Annotated in this window: 13 protein-coding genes, 1 tRNA gene and 2 pseudogenes; 8 read left to right on the top strand and 8 right to left on the bottom strand. The window is 70.5% G+C overall.

What is annotated here, in order from left to right:
• Positions 1 to 126: 126 nt before the first annotated feature.
• The 6 genes and pseudogenes from ispD to K7472_RS08975 form a co-directional block, all read left to right on the top strand.
• Positions 127 to 858, top strand: a pseudogene (gene ispD, locus K7472_RS09000) (2-C-methyl-D-erythritol 4-phosphate cytidylyltransferase); the annotation flags it as partial.
• A gap of 15 nt (positions 859 to 873) precedes the next feature.
• Complete coding sequence (gene ispF, locus K7472_RS08995; RefSeq protein ID WP_222976142.1) at positions 874 to 1,461, top strand: 2-C-methyl-D-erythritol 2,4-cyclodiphosphate synthase; 588 nt, start codon at positions 874 to 876, stop codon at positions 1,459 to 1,461.
• A gap of 57 nt (positions 1,462 to 1,518) precedes the next feature.
• Complete coding sequence (locus K7472_RS08990; RefSeq protein WP_222975878.1) at positions 1,519 to 1,923, top strand: PPOX class F420-dependent oxidoreductase; 405 nt, start codon at positions 1,519 to 1,521, stop codon at positions 1,921 to 1,923.
• A 181-nt stretch (positions 1,924 to 2,104) separates the two neighbouring features.
• Entirely contained in the window at positions 2,105 to 3,499 is a 1,395-nt protein-coding gene (gene cysS, locus K7472_RS08985) for a cysteine--tRNA ligase (RefSeq protein WP_222975876.1), read from the top strand.
• A gap of 163 nt (positions 3,500 to 3,662) precedes the next feature.
• Positions 3,663 to 4,637, top strand: coding sequence for a 23S rRNA (guanosine(2251)-2'-O)-methyltransferase RlmB (gene rlmB / locus K7472_RS08980; RefSeq protein WP_222975874.1), 975 nt, complete (start codon positions 3,663 to 3,665; stop codon positions 4,635 to 4,637).
• A gap of 292 nt (positions 4,638 to 4,929) precedes the next feature.
• Positions 4,930 to 6,657, top strand: coding sequence for a DoxX family protein (locus K7472_RS08975; protein WP_222975872.1), 1,728 nt, complete (start codon positions 4,930 to 4,932; stop codon positions 6,655 to 6,657).
• A gap of 120 nt (positions 6,658 to 6,777) precedes the next feature.
• Here the strand turns inward: K7472_RS08975 and K7472_RS08970 are convergent, their stop codons facing one another.
• The 3 genes and pseudogenes from K7472_RS08970 to K7472_RS08960 form a co-directional block, all read right to left on the bottom strand.
• Positions 6,778 to 7,572: a nucleotidyltransferase family protein gene (locus tag K7472_RS08970; protein WP_222975870.1), complete on the bottom strand. Its 795-nt coding sequence runs from the start codon at positions 7,570 to 7,572 to the stop codon at positions 6,778 to 6,780.
• Positions 7,573 to 7,933: 361 nt separating this feature from the next.
• Positions 7,934 to 8,332 (bottom strand): annotated as a pseudogene (locus K7472_RS08965) (hypothetical protein); the annotation flags it as partial.
• A 267-nt stretch (positions 8,333 to 8,599) separates the two neighbouring features.
• Positions 8,600 to 9,718, bottom strand: a complete 1,119-nt coding sequence (locus K7472_RS08960) for an ABC transporter ATP-binding protein (RefSeq protein WP_222975869.1) — start codon at positions 9,716 to 9,718, stop codon at positions 8,600 to 8,602.
• A 265-nt stretch (positions 9,719 to 9,983) separates the two neighbouring features.
• On the opposite strand from K7472_RS08960, the gene K7472_RS08955 reads away from it, so the two are divergent.
• A tRNA-Thr gene (locus K7472_RS08955) sits at positions 9,984 to 10,057 on the top strand.
• Between the two features lie 118 nt (positions 10,058 to 10,175).
• On the opposite strand, the gene K7472_RS08950 is transcribed toward K7472_RS08955, so the two are convergent.
• A complete protein-coding gene (locus tag K7472_RS08950) occupies positions 10,176 to 10,337 on the bottom strand; it encodes an integrase (RefSeq protein ID WP_252395283.1) in 162 nt (53 codons plus the stop codon).
• A 132-nt stretch (positions 10,338 to 10,469) separates the two neighbouring features.
• Here K7472_RS08950 and K7472_RS08945 point away from each other — a divergent pair, with 132 nt between their 5' ends.
• Positions 10,470 to 11,789, top strand: coding sequence for an NsdA family TPR-like regulatory protein (locus K7472_RS08945; protein WP_504740131.1), 1,320 nt, complete (start codon positions 10,470 to 10,472; stop codon positions 11,787 to 11,789).
• A 35-nt stretch (positions 11,790 to 11,824) separates the two neighbouring features.
• On the opposite strand, the gene K7472_RS08940 is transcribed toward K7472_RS08945, so the two are convergent.
• The 4 genes from K7472_RS08940 to K7472_RS08925 form a co-directional block, all read right to left on the bottom strand.
• Positions 11,825 to 13,096, bottom strand: a complete 1,272-nt coding sequence (locus K7472_RS08940; protein WP_222975865.1) for a VanZ family protein — start codon at positions 13,094 to 13,096, stop codon at positions 11,825 to 11,827.
• Positions 13,097 to 13,186: 90 nt separating this feature from the next.
• Complete coding sequence (locus tag K7472_RS08935; protein WP_222975863.1) at positions 13,187 to 13,597, bottom strand: hypothetical protein; 411 nt, start codon at positions 13,595 to 13,597, stop codon at positions 13,187 to 13,189.
• 507 nt (positions 13,598 to 14,104) lie between these two features.
• On the bottom strand, positions 14,105 to 15,031 hold the full coding sequence (locus K7472_RS08930) for an aminoglycoside phosphotransferase family protein (protein WP_222975861.1): 927 nt from the start codon (positions 15,029 to 15,031) through the stop codon (positions 14,105 to 14,107).
• 766 nt (positions 15,032 to 15,797) lie between these two features.
• A complete protein-coding gene (locus K7472_RS08925; protein ID WP_222975859.1) occupies positions 15,798 to 16,307 on the bottom strand; it encodes a SigE family RNA polymerase sigma factor in 510 nt (169 codons plus the stop codon).
• Between the last annotated feature and the right edge of the window lie 546 nt (positions 16,308 to 16,853).

The following is a 16,853-nucleotide window of genomic DNA, read 5'->3' as shown; positions in this document are numbered from 1 at the left end:
TTGTATGGCACGGTATTCCCCACGTGACGTGTCTGGCGCGTCCCCGAACCGGCTTCACGGAAGGGGCCTGCGAAGGGGCGCACCGGCCACGTTGAGGCGATACCCATTCCGGCCAAGGACACAAACCTGAGTACTCCGCCCCCCTACGAGAACGCCGCCTCGCGCGGAACCGTCGCCGCCGTCATCCCGGCCGCCGGCCGCGGCGTCCGGCTCGGCCCCGGCGCTCCCAAGGCGCTGCGCGCGCTGGGCGGGGTGCCGATCCTGGTGCACGCGGTCCGGGCGATGCTGCGGGCCCGCGCGGTCGCCCTGGTCGTGGTGGTCGCCCCGGCCGACGGGGTCGCCGAGGTCCGCGCGCTGCTGGACGGCAACGGCCTCCCGGAGTCCAAGGAGATCAAGGTCGTCGCGGGCGGCGACACCCGCCAGGAGTCGGTCCGCCTGGGCCTGGCCGCCCTCCCCGACGACACCGGGATCGTCCTCGTGCACGACGCGGCCCGCCCGCTGGTCCCGGTCGAGACCGTCGAGGCGGTCGTCGCCGCCGTACGCGGCGGCGCCCCCGCGGTCGTCCCCGCGGTGCCGCTCGCGGACACCGTCAAGGAGGTCGACCCGGCGCCGGGCCCCGACGCGCCCGAACCGGTCGTCGGCACGCCGGAACGCGCCCGGCTGCGCGCGGTGCAGACGCCGCAGGGCTTCCGCCGCGACGTGCTGACCGAGGCGCACGAGAAGGTCACCGACGCGGTGACCGACTGCGCGGGGATGGCCGAGCGGATCGGCGTCCCGGTCGTCGTGGTCCCCGGCCACGAGGAGGCGTTCAAGGTCACCCGCCCGCTGGACCTCGTGCTCGCCGAGGCCGTGCTCGCCGCCGGAGGGCCGCCGATGTCTTCTGACCCGACCGCCTCCGGGGGCCCGACCGCCTCCGGGGGCCCGACCGCCTCCGGCTCCTCCGTCCCCGCCTCCGCCGTGCCGTTCCCGTTCCCGCTTCCGCAGGTCGGGATCGGGACCGACATCCACGCCTTCGAGGCGGGCCGGCCGATGTGGGTGGGCGGGCTGCTCTGGGAGGACGAGGAGGTCGGCCTCGCCGGGCACTCCGACGCCGACGTGGTGGCGCACGCCGCCTGCAACGCGCTGTTCTCCGCCGCCGGACTCGGCGACCTCGGCGCGCACTTCGGCACCGGGCGCCCGGAGTGGGCCGGTGCCTCCGGGGTGACGCTGCTGACCGAGGCCGCGCGCATCGTGCGCGAGGCGGGCTTCGCGATCGGGAACGTCGCCGTCCAGGTGGTCGGCGTACGGCCGCGGATCGGCAGGCGCCGCGACGAGGCGCAGAAGGTGCTGTCGGAGGCGGTCGGCGCCCGGGTGTCGGTCTCCGGCGCGACCACCGACGGCCTCGGCTTCACCGGCCGGGCGGAAGGTCTCGCGGCGATTGCCACCGCACTGGTGATTCCCCTGGGGAACAAGGGTTCCTGACGGGACGTTGGGTACGGATCCCAGGAACCGTTCTCTGAGCGTCCCGAAGGGCATGCCATGACCGCCGCACTCTCCGACGACCTGAAGAAGCTCCTCGACACCCCGGTCTTCGTCACCATCGCCACCATCCAGCCCGACGGCAGCCCGCAGCTGTCCCCGGTCTGGGCGAAGCGGGACGGCGACGACGTGCTGATCTCGACCACGGTCGGCCGCCGCAAGGAGAAGAACCTCCGCCGCGACCCGCGCGTCACCGTGCTCGTGCAGCCCTTCGACGCGCCGTACACGTACGCCGAGATCCGCGGCGAGGCGACGCTCACCACCGAGGGCGGCCAGGAGCTGATCAACGAGCTGTCGCGCAAGTACACCGGAAAGGACTACGCGGACTTCAACCCGGCGTCCGGGCAGGACGCGGAGCGGGTGGTCGTGCGGGTGACCGCGCGCAAGGTGGTCGGCAGGGTCTGACGCTCCGGCGCCCCGGGGTCCGCGGCCCGGGCGGCGAGCCCGCCCGGCCGCACCCCGGCGGCCCGTTCGGATCACGCGGGCACCCCGTACGCCGAAAATCACTTCGGTTACCGTCACATTTGTGTGTCCAGTCCCCGCTTCGGGCCCTGGGCACACCGCCGCGCCCACTACCCTGGTGGGCGTGACTATTCGCCTGTACGACACCAGCGCACGTCAGGTCCGCGACTTCACCCCGCTCGTGCCGGGCAGCGTCTCGATCTACCTGTGTGGCGCCACCGTGCAGGCGGCTCCGCACATCGGGCACATCCGCTCGTACCTCAACTTCGACATCATGCAGCGGTGGTTCACCTACCGCGGCCACCAGGTGACGTTCATCCGCAACGTCACCGACATCGACGACAAGATCATCGCCAAGGCCGCAGAACAGGGCCGTCCCTGGTGGGCGATCGGCTACGAGAACGAGCGGGCCTTCAACGAGGGTTACGACGCGCTCGGCTGCCTGCGCCCCACCTACGAGCCGCGCGCCACCGGCCACGTGCCCGAGATGATCGAGATGATGCGCGTCCTGATCGAGCGCGGTCACGCCTACGCGTCGGACGGCAACGTCTACTTCGACGTGCGCTCGCAGCCCGGCTACCTCGCGCTGTCCAACCAGGAGCTGGACAACCTGCGGCAGCCCGAGGGCGAGGGCGAGACCGGCAAGCGCGACCCGCGCGACTTCGCGCTGTGGAAGGCGGCCCGGCCCGGCGAGCCCAGCTGGGAGACGCCGTGGGGACGCGGCCGCCCCGGCTGGCACCTGGAGTGCTCGGCGATGGCCCACAAGTACCTGGGTTCCGCCTTCGACATCCACGGCGGCGGCATCGACCTGATCTTCCCGCACCACGAGAACGAGATCGCCCAGGCCAGGGGCTTCGGCGACGAGTTCGCCCGCTACTGGGTGCACAACGCCTGGGTGACCATGAGCGGCGAGAAGATGAGCAAGTCGCTCGGCAACTCGGTGCTCGTCGCCGAGATGGTCAAGCGCTGGCGCCCCATCGTGCTGCGCTACTACCTGGGCTCCCCGCACTACCGCTCGACGATCGAGTACAGCGAGGAGGCACTGCGCGAGGCCGAGTCGGCGTTCGCCCGCATCGAGGGCTTCGTGCAGCGCGTCGTGGAGAAGTGCGGCGTGGTCGAACCGGCCGCCCAGGTGCCGCCCGCGTTCGCCGAGGCGATGGACGAGGATCTCGGTGTCCCGCAGGCGCTGGCGATCGTCCACACGACCGTGCGCCAGGGCAACTCGGCGCTGACCGCGGACGACAAGGAGTCGGCGGTGGCCCGGCTGGCCGAGGTCCGTGCGATGCTCGGAGTGCTGGGCCTCGATCCGCTGGACCCGCAGTGGGCCTCGGCCGAGCGCGGCGACGACCTGCACGGCGTGGTCGACTCGCTGGTCCGGCTGGTGCTGGAGCAGCGGGAGGCGGCCCGTACCCGCAAGGACTACGCGACCGCCGACGCCATCCGTGACCAGTTGCAGCACTCCGGCCTGGAGATCGAGGACACGCCCAGCGGACCGCGCTGGTCGCTCGGCACCCGCTGAGCGGACCGTCCCCGGCCCGCCGGGACGGTCAGGGGGGACCGTGCGGAAGCGAGGATGCTTCCGTACGGCTCATACTCATGTACGTCTGTATGTCTGCACGGTCGTCCGTACGCTTGACGCGCACGGCGGCCGTCGAGCCCGAAGAAGAAGTGAAGGTGCCCTGATGGCCGGGAACAGCCAGCGGCGTAACCGCCGTACCACGTCCAAGAAGGGCCCCACGGTCGGCAGCGGTGGCCAGCGTCGTCGCGCGCTGGAGGGCAAGGGCCCGACCCCGCCCGCCGAGATGCGCAAGGGGCACGCCAAGCAGCGCGCCGCGCAGGCCAAGGCGAAGCGCTCGGCGGTCTCCCAGCGCCGGGCGGCGGGCGGTCGCGGCGGCAAGTCCTCCTCCGAGCTGGTCGTCGGCCGCAACCCGGTCGTCGAGGCGCTGCGCGCGGACATCCCCAGCACGGCGCTGTACGTGCAGCAGTTCGTCGACAACGACGAGCGGGTGCGCGAGGCGATCAAGCTCGCCACCGAGCGCGGCATCCCGCTGATGGAGGCGCCGCGCCCCGAGCTGGACCGGATGACCAACGGGATCAACCACCAGGGCCTGGCGCTCCAGATCCCGCCGTACGAGTACGCGCACCCCGAGGACCTGACGGCTCAGGCCGCCGACCAGGGCGAGGACCCGCTGATCGTCGCGCTGGACGGCGTGACCGACCCGCGCAACCTCGGCGCGGTCGTCCGTTCGGTGGCGGCGTTCGGCGGCCACGGCGTGGTCGTGCCGGAGCGCCGCGCGGCGGGCATGACGGCCGGCGCGTGGAAGACCTCCGCGGGCACAGCGGCCCGCATCCCGGTGTCCCGGGCGACCAACCTGACGCGGACGCTGGAGGGCTACCAGAAGGCGGGCCTGACGGTCGTCGGCCTGGCCGCGGACGGCGACGTCGAGCTGACCGACCTGGAGGTGCTGGACGGTCCGGTCGTGATCGTGGTCGGCAGCGAGGGCAAGGGCCTGTCGCGGCTGGTCGGCGAGACGTGCGACCTGCGCGTGCGCATCCCGATGCCCGGCGGCGCGGCGGAGTCCCTGAACGCGGGCGTGGCGGCGGGCGTCGTCCTGTACGAGGCGGCCCGCAGGAGGACACAGCGCGGCCGAGCCTGAGGGTTCTGGCGGTCGGAGGTGTCAGGCGGTCGGGCCTGGGCGCGTTGCGTGGAGCGGAGGGCGCCCTCTGGCGTGCGCGGCGGCGCTGGAAGCACGGGGAGCGCGCCCGGGGGCGCGCGTAGCGCGTACCGGACGCCCCGCACGTCACCCTTCGCTCTGGGCACCGTTCGTCCCAAACTCCTCGCCCCTCACTCGTTCCGGTGACCTTCGGACCCGCGTTCGGTGATCTTGACGGGTCTCGGACATTCCGGCGCGCGTCAGGCAGTGTCCTATCCGGGCGTCACTCGGTTAGATGAGTGTGGACACCAGAACACCCCGCTCCCCTTCGGGGGGACGGTCGCCAGGGTTCGACGAGGACGTGCTCAACACGGTGCGCGTCCCGAGCGACCCAGCCCAGGTGATCGTCAACCACGCGAGTTTCCGGGTGAGGCTAGGCGCGAGCGCGCCACCGCCGCGGTTCGGCGCGGTCGCGGGCGACACCGCGCCCATGCCGGTCATCCCGACCTCCGTGCGCTCCGCCGCCGAGGCCCGTACCCGCAGGCGCCGCGCCGCGCCCGTCGTGTGGTCGGGGCGGGCCGAGGCGGGCGACGCCGAGGCCACCCAGCTGCTCCAGGCGGCGGTGCGCGGCGTGGGCGCGGGCGCGACGCAGGTGCTGCCCAGGGTGGCGGCCGAGGAGCTGCTCGCGGAGGAGCTGGACGAGACCCTGCCGCCGGTCCGTCCCGCGGTGATCGCCCCCCGCTCCCCGCTCCAGGGCGGGTCGCTGCCCGGCGTCAACCTGCTCGGCGGCGTCCGCCCGGTGCGCGGCGCGTTCGACCACGACGCGGACGACGACGCCTACGACATCTCTCACGCCTCGCGCTACGACGACGGTGACGACCGCGACGCGGACGACTACGACGAGCGGGACGCCCGGGACCGCGCCCGCGAGCGTCGCCGCAACGACCCGGTCCGGCACGCCTGGTACCCCGGCCGCCGGATGAACCTCGGCGTCGTGCTGCTGCCGATGCGCGTCTTCCTCGGCTTCATCTGCGTCTACGCGGGCCTGGGCAAGCTGTGCGACCCGGTGTACTTCGACGGCGGGCAGCGCGGCTCGATGGTGCACTGGCTGTCCTCGCTGCACCCGTGGTCGGTCGCGGAACCGCTGCGCGCGGCGGCGCTCGGCCACCCGGTGGGCGCGGGGCTGACGGTGGCGTTCCTCCAGGTCGTCGTCGGCGTGCTCACCGTCATGGGCCTGTGGCAGCGGGTCGCCGCCTGCGTGGGCGCGATGCTGTCGGTGGCCCTGCTGGTCACGGTCAGCTGGCGTTCCGTCCCGGTGTACGACGCGCCGAACATCATCTACCTCGCCGCCTGGAGCCCGCTGGTCATCGCGGGCGCCCCGGTCTACTCGGTGGACGCCAAGCTGGCAGGCGAGGCGTGGCGCAAGCTCGGACCGCGCGCGCCCATCTGGGACCTGCGGCGTTACGTGCTGCGGCGCGGCGTGGTGCTGGCGACGTTCGTGGCGGGCGGCACGTTGATCCTCGGCGCGCTGTTCGGGGGCGCGGTGCGGGCCTCGCAGTCGCACCCGGCCGCCCCCGCCGCCCCGACCGACCTGCCCACGAACAGCCTGCCCGGCTCACCCCTCCCGCAGACCCCCGGCAGCAGCGTGCCGACCCGGCACCGCACGGTGCTGCCGGGCGCGTCCCGTAACGCCAAGTCCGCCTCGCCCAAGGTGACTTCGAGCGCCCGTCCGGGTGCCGAGGGGGCCACGACCGGCCCCGGCAGGACGTCCGGCGCGGGGACCGGAGACGGCCTGCCCAGCCAGGAACAGACCGTTCAGGCCCCCACCCGGCACGTCACTCCGCCCCAGCGCACCGCACCGGTCGCCCCCAACCCGGCGCCGTCGAGCGGCGGTTCGTCGGGCGGCAGCGGCGGTGGCGGCTCGCTCGGCGGCCTGCTCGGCATCAAGCCCAGCAACGGCTGGCTGCTGGGCATGCCAGGCGACCAGGGAGCGCGTCCGCCCTCGGGCGGCAGCATGGCCTAGGCCTGTCACGGATGCCGGTCAGGACGACGGCCACGTACGACGGCGACGGCCGCGTACCGTTCCGCGCGAGCGGGGGGTACGCGGCCGTCGCTTTGCGCGGAAAGGGCGTCGTGCGGGCGGTCAGGCCTGGGCGGGGGCGCCGGCGCCGTCGTCGGAAGGGGTGGCGGCGGTGGTCGCCGTGTCCGCCGTTCCGCGGGCGAGTTCCTTGGCGGCCTCGGTGAGGTCCTTGGCGGTGTCGATGGCCCGCCAGTACGAGCCCTGCGGCAGCCGGAACCCGGCGAGGCGGCGCTCACGCGCGAGTTGGGGGAACGTGGTCCGCTCGTGGTCACCGCGTTCCGGCAGCAGCGGGGCGAAGTCGGCGCCGAAGACGTAGACGCCCGCGTTGATCAGGTACGGCGACGGCGGCGACTCGATGAAGTCCAGTACGTGGCCGAACTCGTCGGTCTCCACCGCGCCCCAGGGGATGTTGGGCCGGGCGAGCGCGAGGGTCGCGGTGGCACCGCGTTCGGCGTGGAAGGCGGCCATCGAGCGGAGCGAGAAGTGCGTCCAGATGTCGCCGTTGGTGGCGTACCAGGGCTTGTCGGGCCGGGGCAGCGACTTCGCCGCGTACTTCAACCCGCCGCCGCGGCCGAGCGGTTCGGGTTCGACGACGGTGGTGGCGTTGAGCGGGAGGTCGGCGCTCGCCAGCCAGTCCTGGAGCACCTCGGCCAGATGGCCGCAGGAGATGACGGCGTCGGTCACGCCCTCCGCGGCCAGCCAGGCGAGTTGGTGGCCGATGATCGGGGTCCCGGTACCGGGAATCTCGACCATGGGCTTGGGCCGGTCGTCTGTGTAGGGCCGCAGCCGCGAGCCCTGGCCACCGGCCAGGACGACGGCTTGGGTGACCGGGACGGGGGAGTGGACACCTGTCGTCATGCTGTGACGATACGGGGTGCGGGCCCCGGCAAGGAGTCGTACGCGACGAGAACGACGTCAACTTCCGGGGTCAACCGGCGTACCCACGGTGAACGGAAGGTGACGCGGGACGGCGGGCGGGTGAGACGGCGGGCGGGGCGAGACGGCGGGCGGGGCGGGCGCGGTGGTCCCGGTCGCGCCGGAGTGGCGCGCGCCGGGCGGTCGCGGGTGCGAGCCCGCCCGGAGGCCGACGTGGACGGGACGCCTGTGGGCACCGTCCGGAGCGTCGGCCTCCGTGGCCGGGTCAGCCGGTGGAGGCGCTGTCCGCGCCGTAACCGGTGCCGTAGTCCGTGCCGTTGGTGCCGTCGCTGCCGTTCGTGCCGGAGGCGACGCCGACCGCGAACGAGGTGTCGCACACCGGCCGCGACCACGACTGCGCGCGCTGCCGCCCGTACCTGGCGACGGCGGCCTGGCCGAGGGCGCGGGCGATGGCGGAGCAGTAGCGGGCCAGGGTGGGCCGCTTGGCCATCTGCACCTGGAGGTCGGTCAGCGCGACCCCGGGATTCTTCCGCTGGAGGTCGGACAGGAGCTGCCGGCGCAGGACGTCCTGCGGGGCGTTGGAGGGCTCCGTGCCGCGCTTGGTGGAGGCCGTCAGCACCTGCGCCTGGGAGGGCGACACGGCCCACGGGACGCGGGTGACGGCGAGGGTCCCGGACAGAACGAGGACGACCGGGAGCACGAGTGCGAGAGTCTTGCCGATACGGCGGGCTGCCTGGTTCACGTCCGTGATGGTAGCGAGGGGTAATGATTTGGCGACATTTAGTCACTCTCAAGAGGGAATGAAGTCGCTGAATCGGGGGTCTTTTCTTGACGTGGGGCGGACGAACTCCCCGCGATCGCAGCCTAATTGTCGACAAACGGCGACGACCACCCGCCGTTGGAAGGCAGGTGGCCGTCACCGCTCGCCGGCGTGCCCGGGGTATCCGGGGTGCCTGGGGTATCCGTAGCGCCCGGGGTATCCGTAGCGCCCGGGACCCCTGGGCGGGGCTCAGTCGCTGAGGCGCTCGCCGGTGGAGGTGGAGAAGACGTGGGTCTCGCCCGCGCGGGGAACGACGTGCAGGACGTCGCCCTTGAGCGGCACCGAGCGCCCGCCGACCCGTACGACGATGTCCTTCTGCTCGCCGCTGACCTCGGCGGTGCCGTAGACGTAGCCGTCGGCGCCGAGTTCCTCGACCACGTTGACGGTGACGGCGATGCCCGCGGGCTCGTCCTTGGACAGCGACTTGGCCTCGCCGTCCGCGATGTCGAAGTGCTCGGGCCGTACGCCGACCGTCACGGTGCGGTCGCCCTTCTCGACCGCGGCGGCGACCGCCTCGCGGTTGACCGGGACGATGCTGTTGCCGAACTTCACGCCGCCGTCGGTGACCGGGACCTCGACGAGGTTCATCGCAGGGGAGCCGATGAAGCCGGCGACGAAGAGGTTGGCGGGCCGGTCGTACATGTTGCGCGGCGAGTCGACCTGCTGGAGCAGGCCGTCCTTGAGCACGGCCACCCGGTCGCCCATGGTCATCGCCTCGACCTGGTCGTGGGTGACGTAGACGGTGGTGGTGCCGAGGCGGCGCTGCAGGCCCGCGATCTGGGTGCGGGTCTGCACGCGGAGCTTGGCGTCGAGGTTGGACAGCGGCTCGTCCATGAGGAAGACCTGCGGCTCGCGCACGATGGCGCGTCCCATGGCGACGCGCTGGCGCTGACCGCCCGAGAGCGCCTTGGGCTTGCGGCCGAGGAACTCGGTGAGGTCGAGGATCTTGGCGGCCTCCTCGACGCGGGTGCGGATCTCGGCCTTGTTGACGCCGGCGATCTTCAGGGCGAAGCCCATGTTGTCGGCGACGGTCATGTGCGGGTAGAGCGCGTAGTTCTGGAACACCATGGCGATGTCCCGGTCCTTGGGCGGCAGGTGGGTGACGTCGCGGTCGCCGATGCGGATCGCTCCGTCGTTGACGTCCTCGAGCCCGGCGAGCATCCGCAGGCTGGTCGACTTGCCGCAGCCGGAGGGCCCGACCAGGACGAGGAACTCCCCGTCCGCGATGTCGATCTCCAGCTGGTCGACCGCGGGCCGGTCGGAACCGGGGTAGACGCGGGTCGCCTTGTCGAACGTGACAGTGGCCATGGTGAGAGGTCCCTTCACCGGCAGGAACGTGCCGGACGATCCGAGTAAAGGAGGTCTAGTCCACTGAGAGCAGTGAACTGCGCGTGACGCTACCGGTCGCGGGGGCCGTTGTCAGTAGCCGCGAGCGGGGGATTCCGCGGGGCGACCCGAATTCCACCGCGTCCCGGTCCGAGGCATCCCAGCAGGCCGGGCTTCCGTCCAGCCACCGCCGCGCATGCTTGGTACCCTTCAGATGGCCCCGCACGGCACAGCCGCCCGGGGCCAAGCCTCCTTAGCTCAGCTGGCCAGAGCACCGCTCTTGTAAAGCGGGGGTCGTCGGTTCGAACCCGACAGGGGGCTCTCGGCTTCCCAGCCGCAGGCAGTACGACGAAGGCCCAGGTCGACCGGTGGTGAGCCGGTGGCCTGGGCCTTGATCATGTCGGGCCGCGGATCATGCCGCGTCGGCGGTCGTGCCAGATCAGTTGATCTTGCCGCCCTTCCCCTTCGTGTTCTTCCTTCCGCCTTTCGTGCTCTTCTGGGACTTCTTGATCAGGCGGTCGACGTGGTCGGCGATCTCCTGGTCGCGTCCGCCGACGAGGTGCTGGTAGACCATGGCCGCGCGGACGGTCGAGTGCCCCATCCTGTGGATCAGCTCCCGCGTGGTCGCGCCGCCCGTCGCCGCGAGGAGGTGAACACCATGGAGTCGAACCGCTCCACGAGCGTTTTGCTGCGTGATGCACGAAGGACGCGAGGGTGGAGCCAACCGCGCTTGGTGAGCGAGTTGCGCCGCCTCGCCGGTCGCCACGGTCACGCGCTCCCCGCCGACGCCAGCGTGAAGCGTCGGATCGCGAGCTGGGAGAACGGGCACAGCACGCCCGACGACTTCTACGGCCCGCTGCTGTGCGAGGCCCTGAATGTCACCGCGGCGGAACTCGGGCTGAACCACCGCACCGACCAGGACACGACACTCCTCCATGCCGCGTACCCGGCGAGCCCCGACGACGCGATCGCCACCGTGGACCGCCTGTGGCGCGCCGACCTCAACGGCTACGAGCCGCTTCTCCAGGCGGAGCCGTCCGAACACGCCTGGAACGAAGCCTCCCTGCGCTGGCTGGTCGCCCCGGAACCGTCCTTCCCGTCGCAGCGCGCCGCCGACGCCACCGTGCGCGGGGGCTTGGCCGACGTGAGCGTGATCAAGTCGACCAGCGACCTGTTCGCGCAGTTGGACGACCGTTTCGGCGGAGATCACGCCCGGCAGTCCGTCATCCAGTACCTCAGCCGCGACGTGGCACCGCTGCTCAGCGGGACGTACACCGAGCCGGTCGGCCGCGCGCTCTTCTCGACCGTCGCCGAGTCCACCCTTCTCGCCGGGTGGATGTCGTACGACGCGTGCCGTCACGGGCTCGCGCAGCGCTACTTCCTCCAAGCCCTGCGGCTCGCTCAGGACGGCAACGACCGCCGCTTAGCGGGCAGCATCCTGTCCGCGATGAGCCACCAAGCAACCTTCCTGGGCCAGTTCACCCGCGCTGCCACCCTCGCGAGAGCCGCCCTGATGGGCATCTCCGGCGTCGCCACTCCCACGCTGCGCGCGCAGTTCCACGCGATGAAGGCCCGCGCGCTCGCCCGCACGGGGGACCGGCGGGCCTGCGAGGCCGCGCTCACCGAGGCCGCACGGGCGCTGGAGAGCCGCAACAACGACGACGAGCCCGAGTGGATCACCTACTTCGACGAGGCCGAGCTTGCCGCCGAGGCTGCCCACTGCTTCCGTGACGTCCGCAGCGCCCGCCAGGCCGTCGCCCACGCCGAGAACGCCATGAGCGGCAGCCACGTCCGCAGCGACTTCTTCGCGACGATGGTCCTGGCCGACGCCCACCTCCACGCCGACGACCCCGAAGAGGCGTGCCGGGTCGCCCTCGACGCGCTGGACCTCGGCGAACAACTCAAGTCCGCGCGCTGCGTGGCCTACCTCGCAGAGTTCCGACGCCACCTGGGCGAGTTCCAGACGTCACCGACCGTCCGCGAGTTCCACGAGCGAGCGCGGGAGCACCGCCTGTGGGCCGCAACGGCGACCGTCATTACGCAGTCACGATAGACATCGTGAGGCTCCCCGGGGCACTGTGCGCACGATCACGTCGAGGGTGGAAAAACCTGTCCAGTGACTGCGTCAATGACGACAGGTGTGCCTGGCGAACCCGCTGCTCCCACGGTCACTGCCCAGCAAGGCCGCCAACGACCGTCCTCCTGTTGGGCGAGAAGGAAGGCTGTCTGAACAGAGCCAGGATTCTGTTTGGCAGCTACGGCGAGTGCCTGAGTCCTTGAGATCTTGACTGCGGGAACGGCTGGGTCGGGCACGTTCCGCGACGTGAACTGGACTACGTGCCCGCCCGGATCGACCTCGATGTCGAGTCGCATCGGCTCCAGTAGGCCGTCAGAGGCACGGTAGCGCCGGTACTCCACGATCCTCCGGGCCTTGGTGGGATCGATCCTGAAGACCTTCGACGTGGCCCCTGCGGCGTCGCGCGGGAACCAGCGTCGAGCGAAAGCGTCGGCGGCTGCCCGGGCTTCCTTGTCTGATCCGCCGGTCGAGGGCAGTGGCTGGAATCCTAGGGTGCCTTGGTTGAGCTGGCCGGACGGCCATTCGATGCTGAAGGACCCAGTATCGGTGGTGACAAGGAGGAGTTCCGGGACTTGAGCGAGAGCCGCTTGGTCCTGCACTCTGACGACCTTCGTGTGAGCGCCCAAGAGGGCTTCCGCATCGCGGTTCGCCAGTGCTTCCTGGGTTGAAGAGTGCGAGTCCGTCAGGGGGGTGTCTTCCCACTGCGGTTGAATCACCCCTCGCTGCACAATAGCGAGCGCGACGGCGCCGGCCGCCAAGGGGGCCACCGCCCATACAGCCTCACGACGGGTCGGTATGAGAAAGCGCTGTCGTGTCGAGATCCAGAGGCAGGCGGCGCCTACCCCAGCTATCGCCCCAGCAGAATTCGTGACGAAGTCCTGGGAGTCGCAGGCGCGCCCAATGTGAGGAATCAGGGCTTGCAGGGTCTCCGTTGTCGCGGACAGCATGAGGCATCCGGCCAATACGGCCAAGGGCTTGCGGAGGGCCAAGACACCGAAGAGCCCCAGTGGCACGTACATGGCCACGTTCATCAGGCCTTGCTGATCGCCGAACGCGGCGGCGAAGTCGTAGCTGTAGAAGCAAACGTAGGAAGCAGCAGCGTGCTTGCCGGTCGGGTACAGCGTCGCGGTCAGCTCCGCGGCTAAGGAGACCCCGAACAGGACTGTGGTCCACGTTGGTGTGCGTCCTCGGGACAGACGCCATGCGGCGATGCCGAACAGCGCGGCAAGAACGAAGAAGGCGGGCACCAAGTCCGGGTTGGCGCCCAAGATCGCGCGGAGCATGAAACGTCCTTCGGTGGGAAGAGGGGAAGGCCTGCACTTTGTGTGACGCGGGTGCAGGCCTTCCGGTGCCACTCTTGCGGTGTCAGTACCTCAGCAGTCGTCTACCGGAGGGGTCTGGAACGTCCCCTGGCCGGAGACCGACAGGATCCCCACGATGGGCGCGCACGACGCCGGGTACTGGTTCTTCCACTCGAACGTCTTGGTCTGGCCCGAGCCCTGGCTGAAGGCCCCGTTGTCGTAGTGGATGCTCGATCCGTCGTTGTACTCGAACCGCGCCGTGATCGTGCCGCCGCCAGTCTTGACGTACTGGTCCTGGATCTCGCTGGGCCGGGATCCCGCGTCGAAGACTGACACGTAGAGAGTGCCGTTCGACAGGCTGGTGCACGAGACGTAGTAGTCGCAGTTGCCGCCCTGGAACGCGGGCTTGGCCGCGTGATGGGCGGTGTGCGGCGTCGCGGCCTGAGCCGGGCCGGCCATGGAGACCAGAGAGGCAACCGCCACAGCGGCAGTAGCGACACGAGGAGCTAAGTGCATGGAATCCTCCAGTTGGTCGGGTGCCAGTGAGCGGCCCCCGTTCGAGAGTCGATCTTGGCGGAGTCTCGTACACAGCTTCTACACATATTCGGCCAGCCCAACTCGTGCTGCGGAAGCGGCCTCAGAGAGTTACCCGCGCGGGGGGCATCTCTCCGTAAAACGGACGGAACTGAAAATTCCAGAAATTCGCATTGTGGTAAATGAGAAATGGATCACACTGCTGAGGGTCGGCTCGCGCCCCGGTCGATTCTTCGTGAGGGGTACTCAAAACGCGCATTAAATCGGGCGTTGAGCGCGTACCTCTCGAAAGTGGAACGCGAAACGCCGCTTGACCGAAAGCCTATGTGGCAACGGACGCACTTAACGAACCGGCTACCCGGTCTGTGATGACTTGACCAGTTGCCAATCATGTTGCCACCCAGGAAATGAATGGACGTGCTGCCGTGCAGGGGCAGGCATGTACTAGCGCAATTCCTAAAAGGCTTGCCAATCACGTCGGCTGCCGCCCATCCGCAACGTGTGCACCCGCCGTGCGAACTCCTCCGCCGACCTGCCGCTGGACGAGACCTGGCCGCCCATCCACAAGACCATCATCAACTCGCGTACATCGGCCAGGACTGCGTACCCAGGCCAGTTCATGACGTCGAAGCCGTAATGGTGGACGAACGCCTCGTACTCGGTGCGGGTGTGCCAGCCGTACCGCTCGTAGTACATCGCGGTCAGGATCAGGTCCCACTCACGCGGCGCCAGTGTCACGCCGTCGAGGTCTATGAGCACGGCCCGGCCGTCACGGTGGCGCAGGACATTGCCGATATTGGCGTCGCCATGGATCAGCCCGAAGGGCAGGACGAAGTCCAGCCGGTCGTACTCCTTGCTCAGCTTGTCCGCCCGTTCCGCCAGGAACTCCCGGTCCTGGACGCTGACGCCGTCCAACGCGGCCAGGCCGGCGTCCACCTTCGCGAACGGGTCGAAGTACTCCAGCCCCAGGGACTTGGGCTCCTCCAGCCAGTGCAGGCGGCGCAGCAGGTCGGCCAGCTCGGCGACGGTCGCGTACTCCTCACGCGCCTGGACGCTCTCCCAGAACGTCACCACCCGGCCGCCGACGCTCACGGGCTGGCGCAGATCGCTCAGGGCTCGCACGGCGAGGAAGTCCTCCGCCTCCAGCCAACGAGCCATGCGGACCGCGCGCTCCATCTCGTCCGCCGCGGACGGGTCGCGGGCGATGCGGACGATGACGGGGGCGGACGCCAGGCGGTACACGGCGTTGGAGCCCAGTCGAACCAACTCGGCTTCGACGGCGTCGAGTCCAGCGTCCACGCACGCCTCGCGGAGTATCGTCCCGGCCGTCTCCTCCGTGAACTCCCTAGCCGCGTCCTGCGTCCCACCCGCGTCCGAGGTCATGCGATCGACGGTACTCGGCCGTGCCAGATCCGTGCCAGATGAGGAGGAGACGGGCGGTCCGGTGCGGCGAGTTCGGTGACCTCGGCGAATACAGCCTTACGCAGGCGGCGGGATTGGGGTGGTCGGCGGGGGTGACTCCAGCCCGGAGACAGCGGATTGTGGGCGCGAGCGCAGGTCCATGGTCGTACAGAGGCTGGGCCCAGCTGTCGCGCGTCCTCACCGAGAACGGATCAGGTGGCCAAGATCCCCTCGGAGGGCCGGTTCGGACGTGCTTCCGGGAAGGGTCATTTCTGCGGGACAGGTCCTTCGGGGCCCCTGCCTTGATGGGGATGTGCCGATCCTGGCAGAGGCCCGTCGGCCACGTGCGCGCTTCCTGAAGCCGTCATTGCCCCAGAGGCGGAGGCGGGGAGGCGTGAGGCGGATGGGGCCACTTCGGTGTGGTGGGTGGTCGATGTCCCGGAGGTCTCCGGTGCGGGAGTGGTCGGGTGGGGCGTCGGGCGGGTGGTGCTGACCGGAGCGAGGGGCAGCGGCGCGCGTTCGCCGCCCGTGCCGCCCGCACTGGACAGGCCGATGGCCACGGTGGCCGTGGAAGCCACGACGGCGAATACGCCCGCTGTGACGAACGCCGCCCGCCTGCGTCGGATACGACGCCCGCCGGCGATGGCCGCTTCGGTGACGCTGGGCAGCGGAGGCTCCGGACGCGCTTCGAGAACCGCTTGGAAGGCGGCGTGCAGAGCGTCGTTGTCGTGCTCGTCCATACCTGCCTTCACCTGTCGGTCCGTTCACGGGTCAGGTCCCCGACGATCTCGCGCAACCGGGCGAGCCCACGGGCGCTTTGGCTTTTGACCGTTCCCGGAGACACTCGCAGTGCGTGCGCGGTCTGCTCGACGGTCCAGTCCTCCCAGAACCGCAGGACCAACACGGCTCGGTAGCGGGGCGGCAGTTCCATCAGGGCCTCTTGCATCATCAACCGCAACTCCGGTGCGGCCGACACCATAGGGGGCGGATCGGGTGGCTCGCTCACCGGCTCCTCCCGCCAGTCTCCCTTACGTAGCTGGTCGATAAAGGTGCGGGTGAGCACGGTGCGTGCGTAGGCGTCCACGTTGCCGTCCCGGTTGACCCGGTCCCAGGCCGCGTAGAGCTTCATCAGGGCGGTCTGGGTCAAGTCCTGTGCCCGATGCCAGTCCCCGCACAGCAGGTAGGCGCTGCGCCGGAGTTGCGCTTGCCGCGTCTCGGCGAATTCCCGAAACTCCCGCTTCCGGACCGCTTCCCTCACTCTTGCCGACCCTCCGTTTGCGCACCGCTCCCCTGTCACACATACGTGGAGCGGCCCTTCGGAGGTTGCATGGCGTGGCGGGAAAGTTTTTTCCGGTCCGCGTGCAACCTGCCCGCGCCCCTTTCCGTACTCCTCTCACACGAGGGCTCCAGTGCCACGAGCTGCAGCCCGTGATCCCGGACAGAGGAAGATCGTTGTCGAAGCACCGCAAGATCACATCGAACCAGCGCCGGATGTACAGCATCGCCGCCGGAACCATCCTGGCCGCCGCAGGCACCGCCGGCGTCGCCTGCGCGGCCCCGGCTTCTCAGGGTGCTGGTCCGATTCCGGCTTCTCACGCCGGTCCGGTCCAGGCTTCTCATGCTGCTCCGGCTCCGGCCCATGCTGCTCCGGCTCCGGCCCATGCTGCTCCGGCTCCGGCCCATGCTGCTCCGGCTCCGGCCCATGCTGCTCCGGCTCCGGCCCACGCTGCCCCGGCTCCGGCCCACGCTGCCCCGGTCCCGGCTTCTCACGGTGGCCCGGTTCCCGCTCACGGTGGTCCGGTCC

It is taken from the genome of Streptantibioticus parmotrematis (genome assembly GCF_019890615.1).
GTDB classification, from domain to species: domain Bacteria; phylum Actinomycetota; class Actinomycetes; order Streptomycetales; family Streptomycetaceae; genus Streptantibioticus_D; species Streptantibioticus_D parmotrematis.
This window is presented reverse-complemented; position numbering and strand designations above follow the sequence as displayed.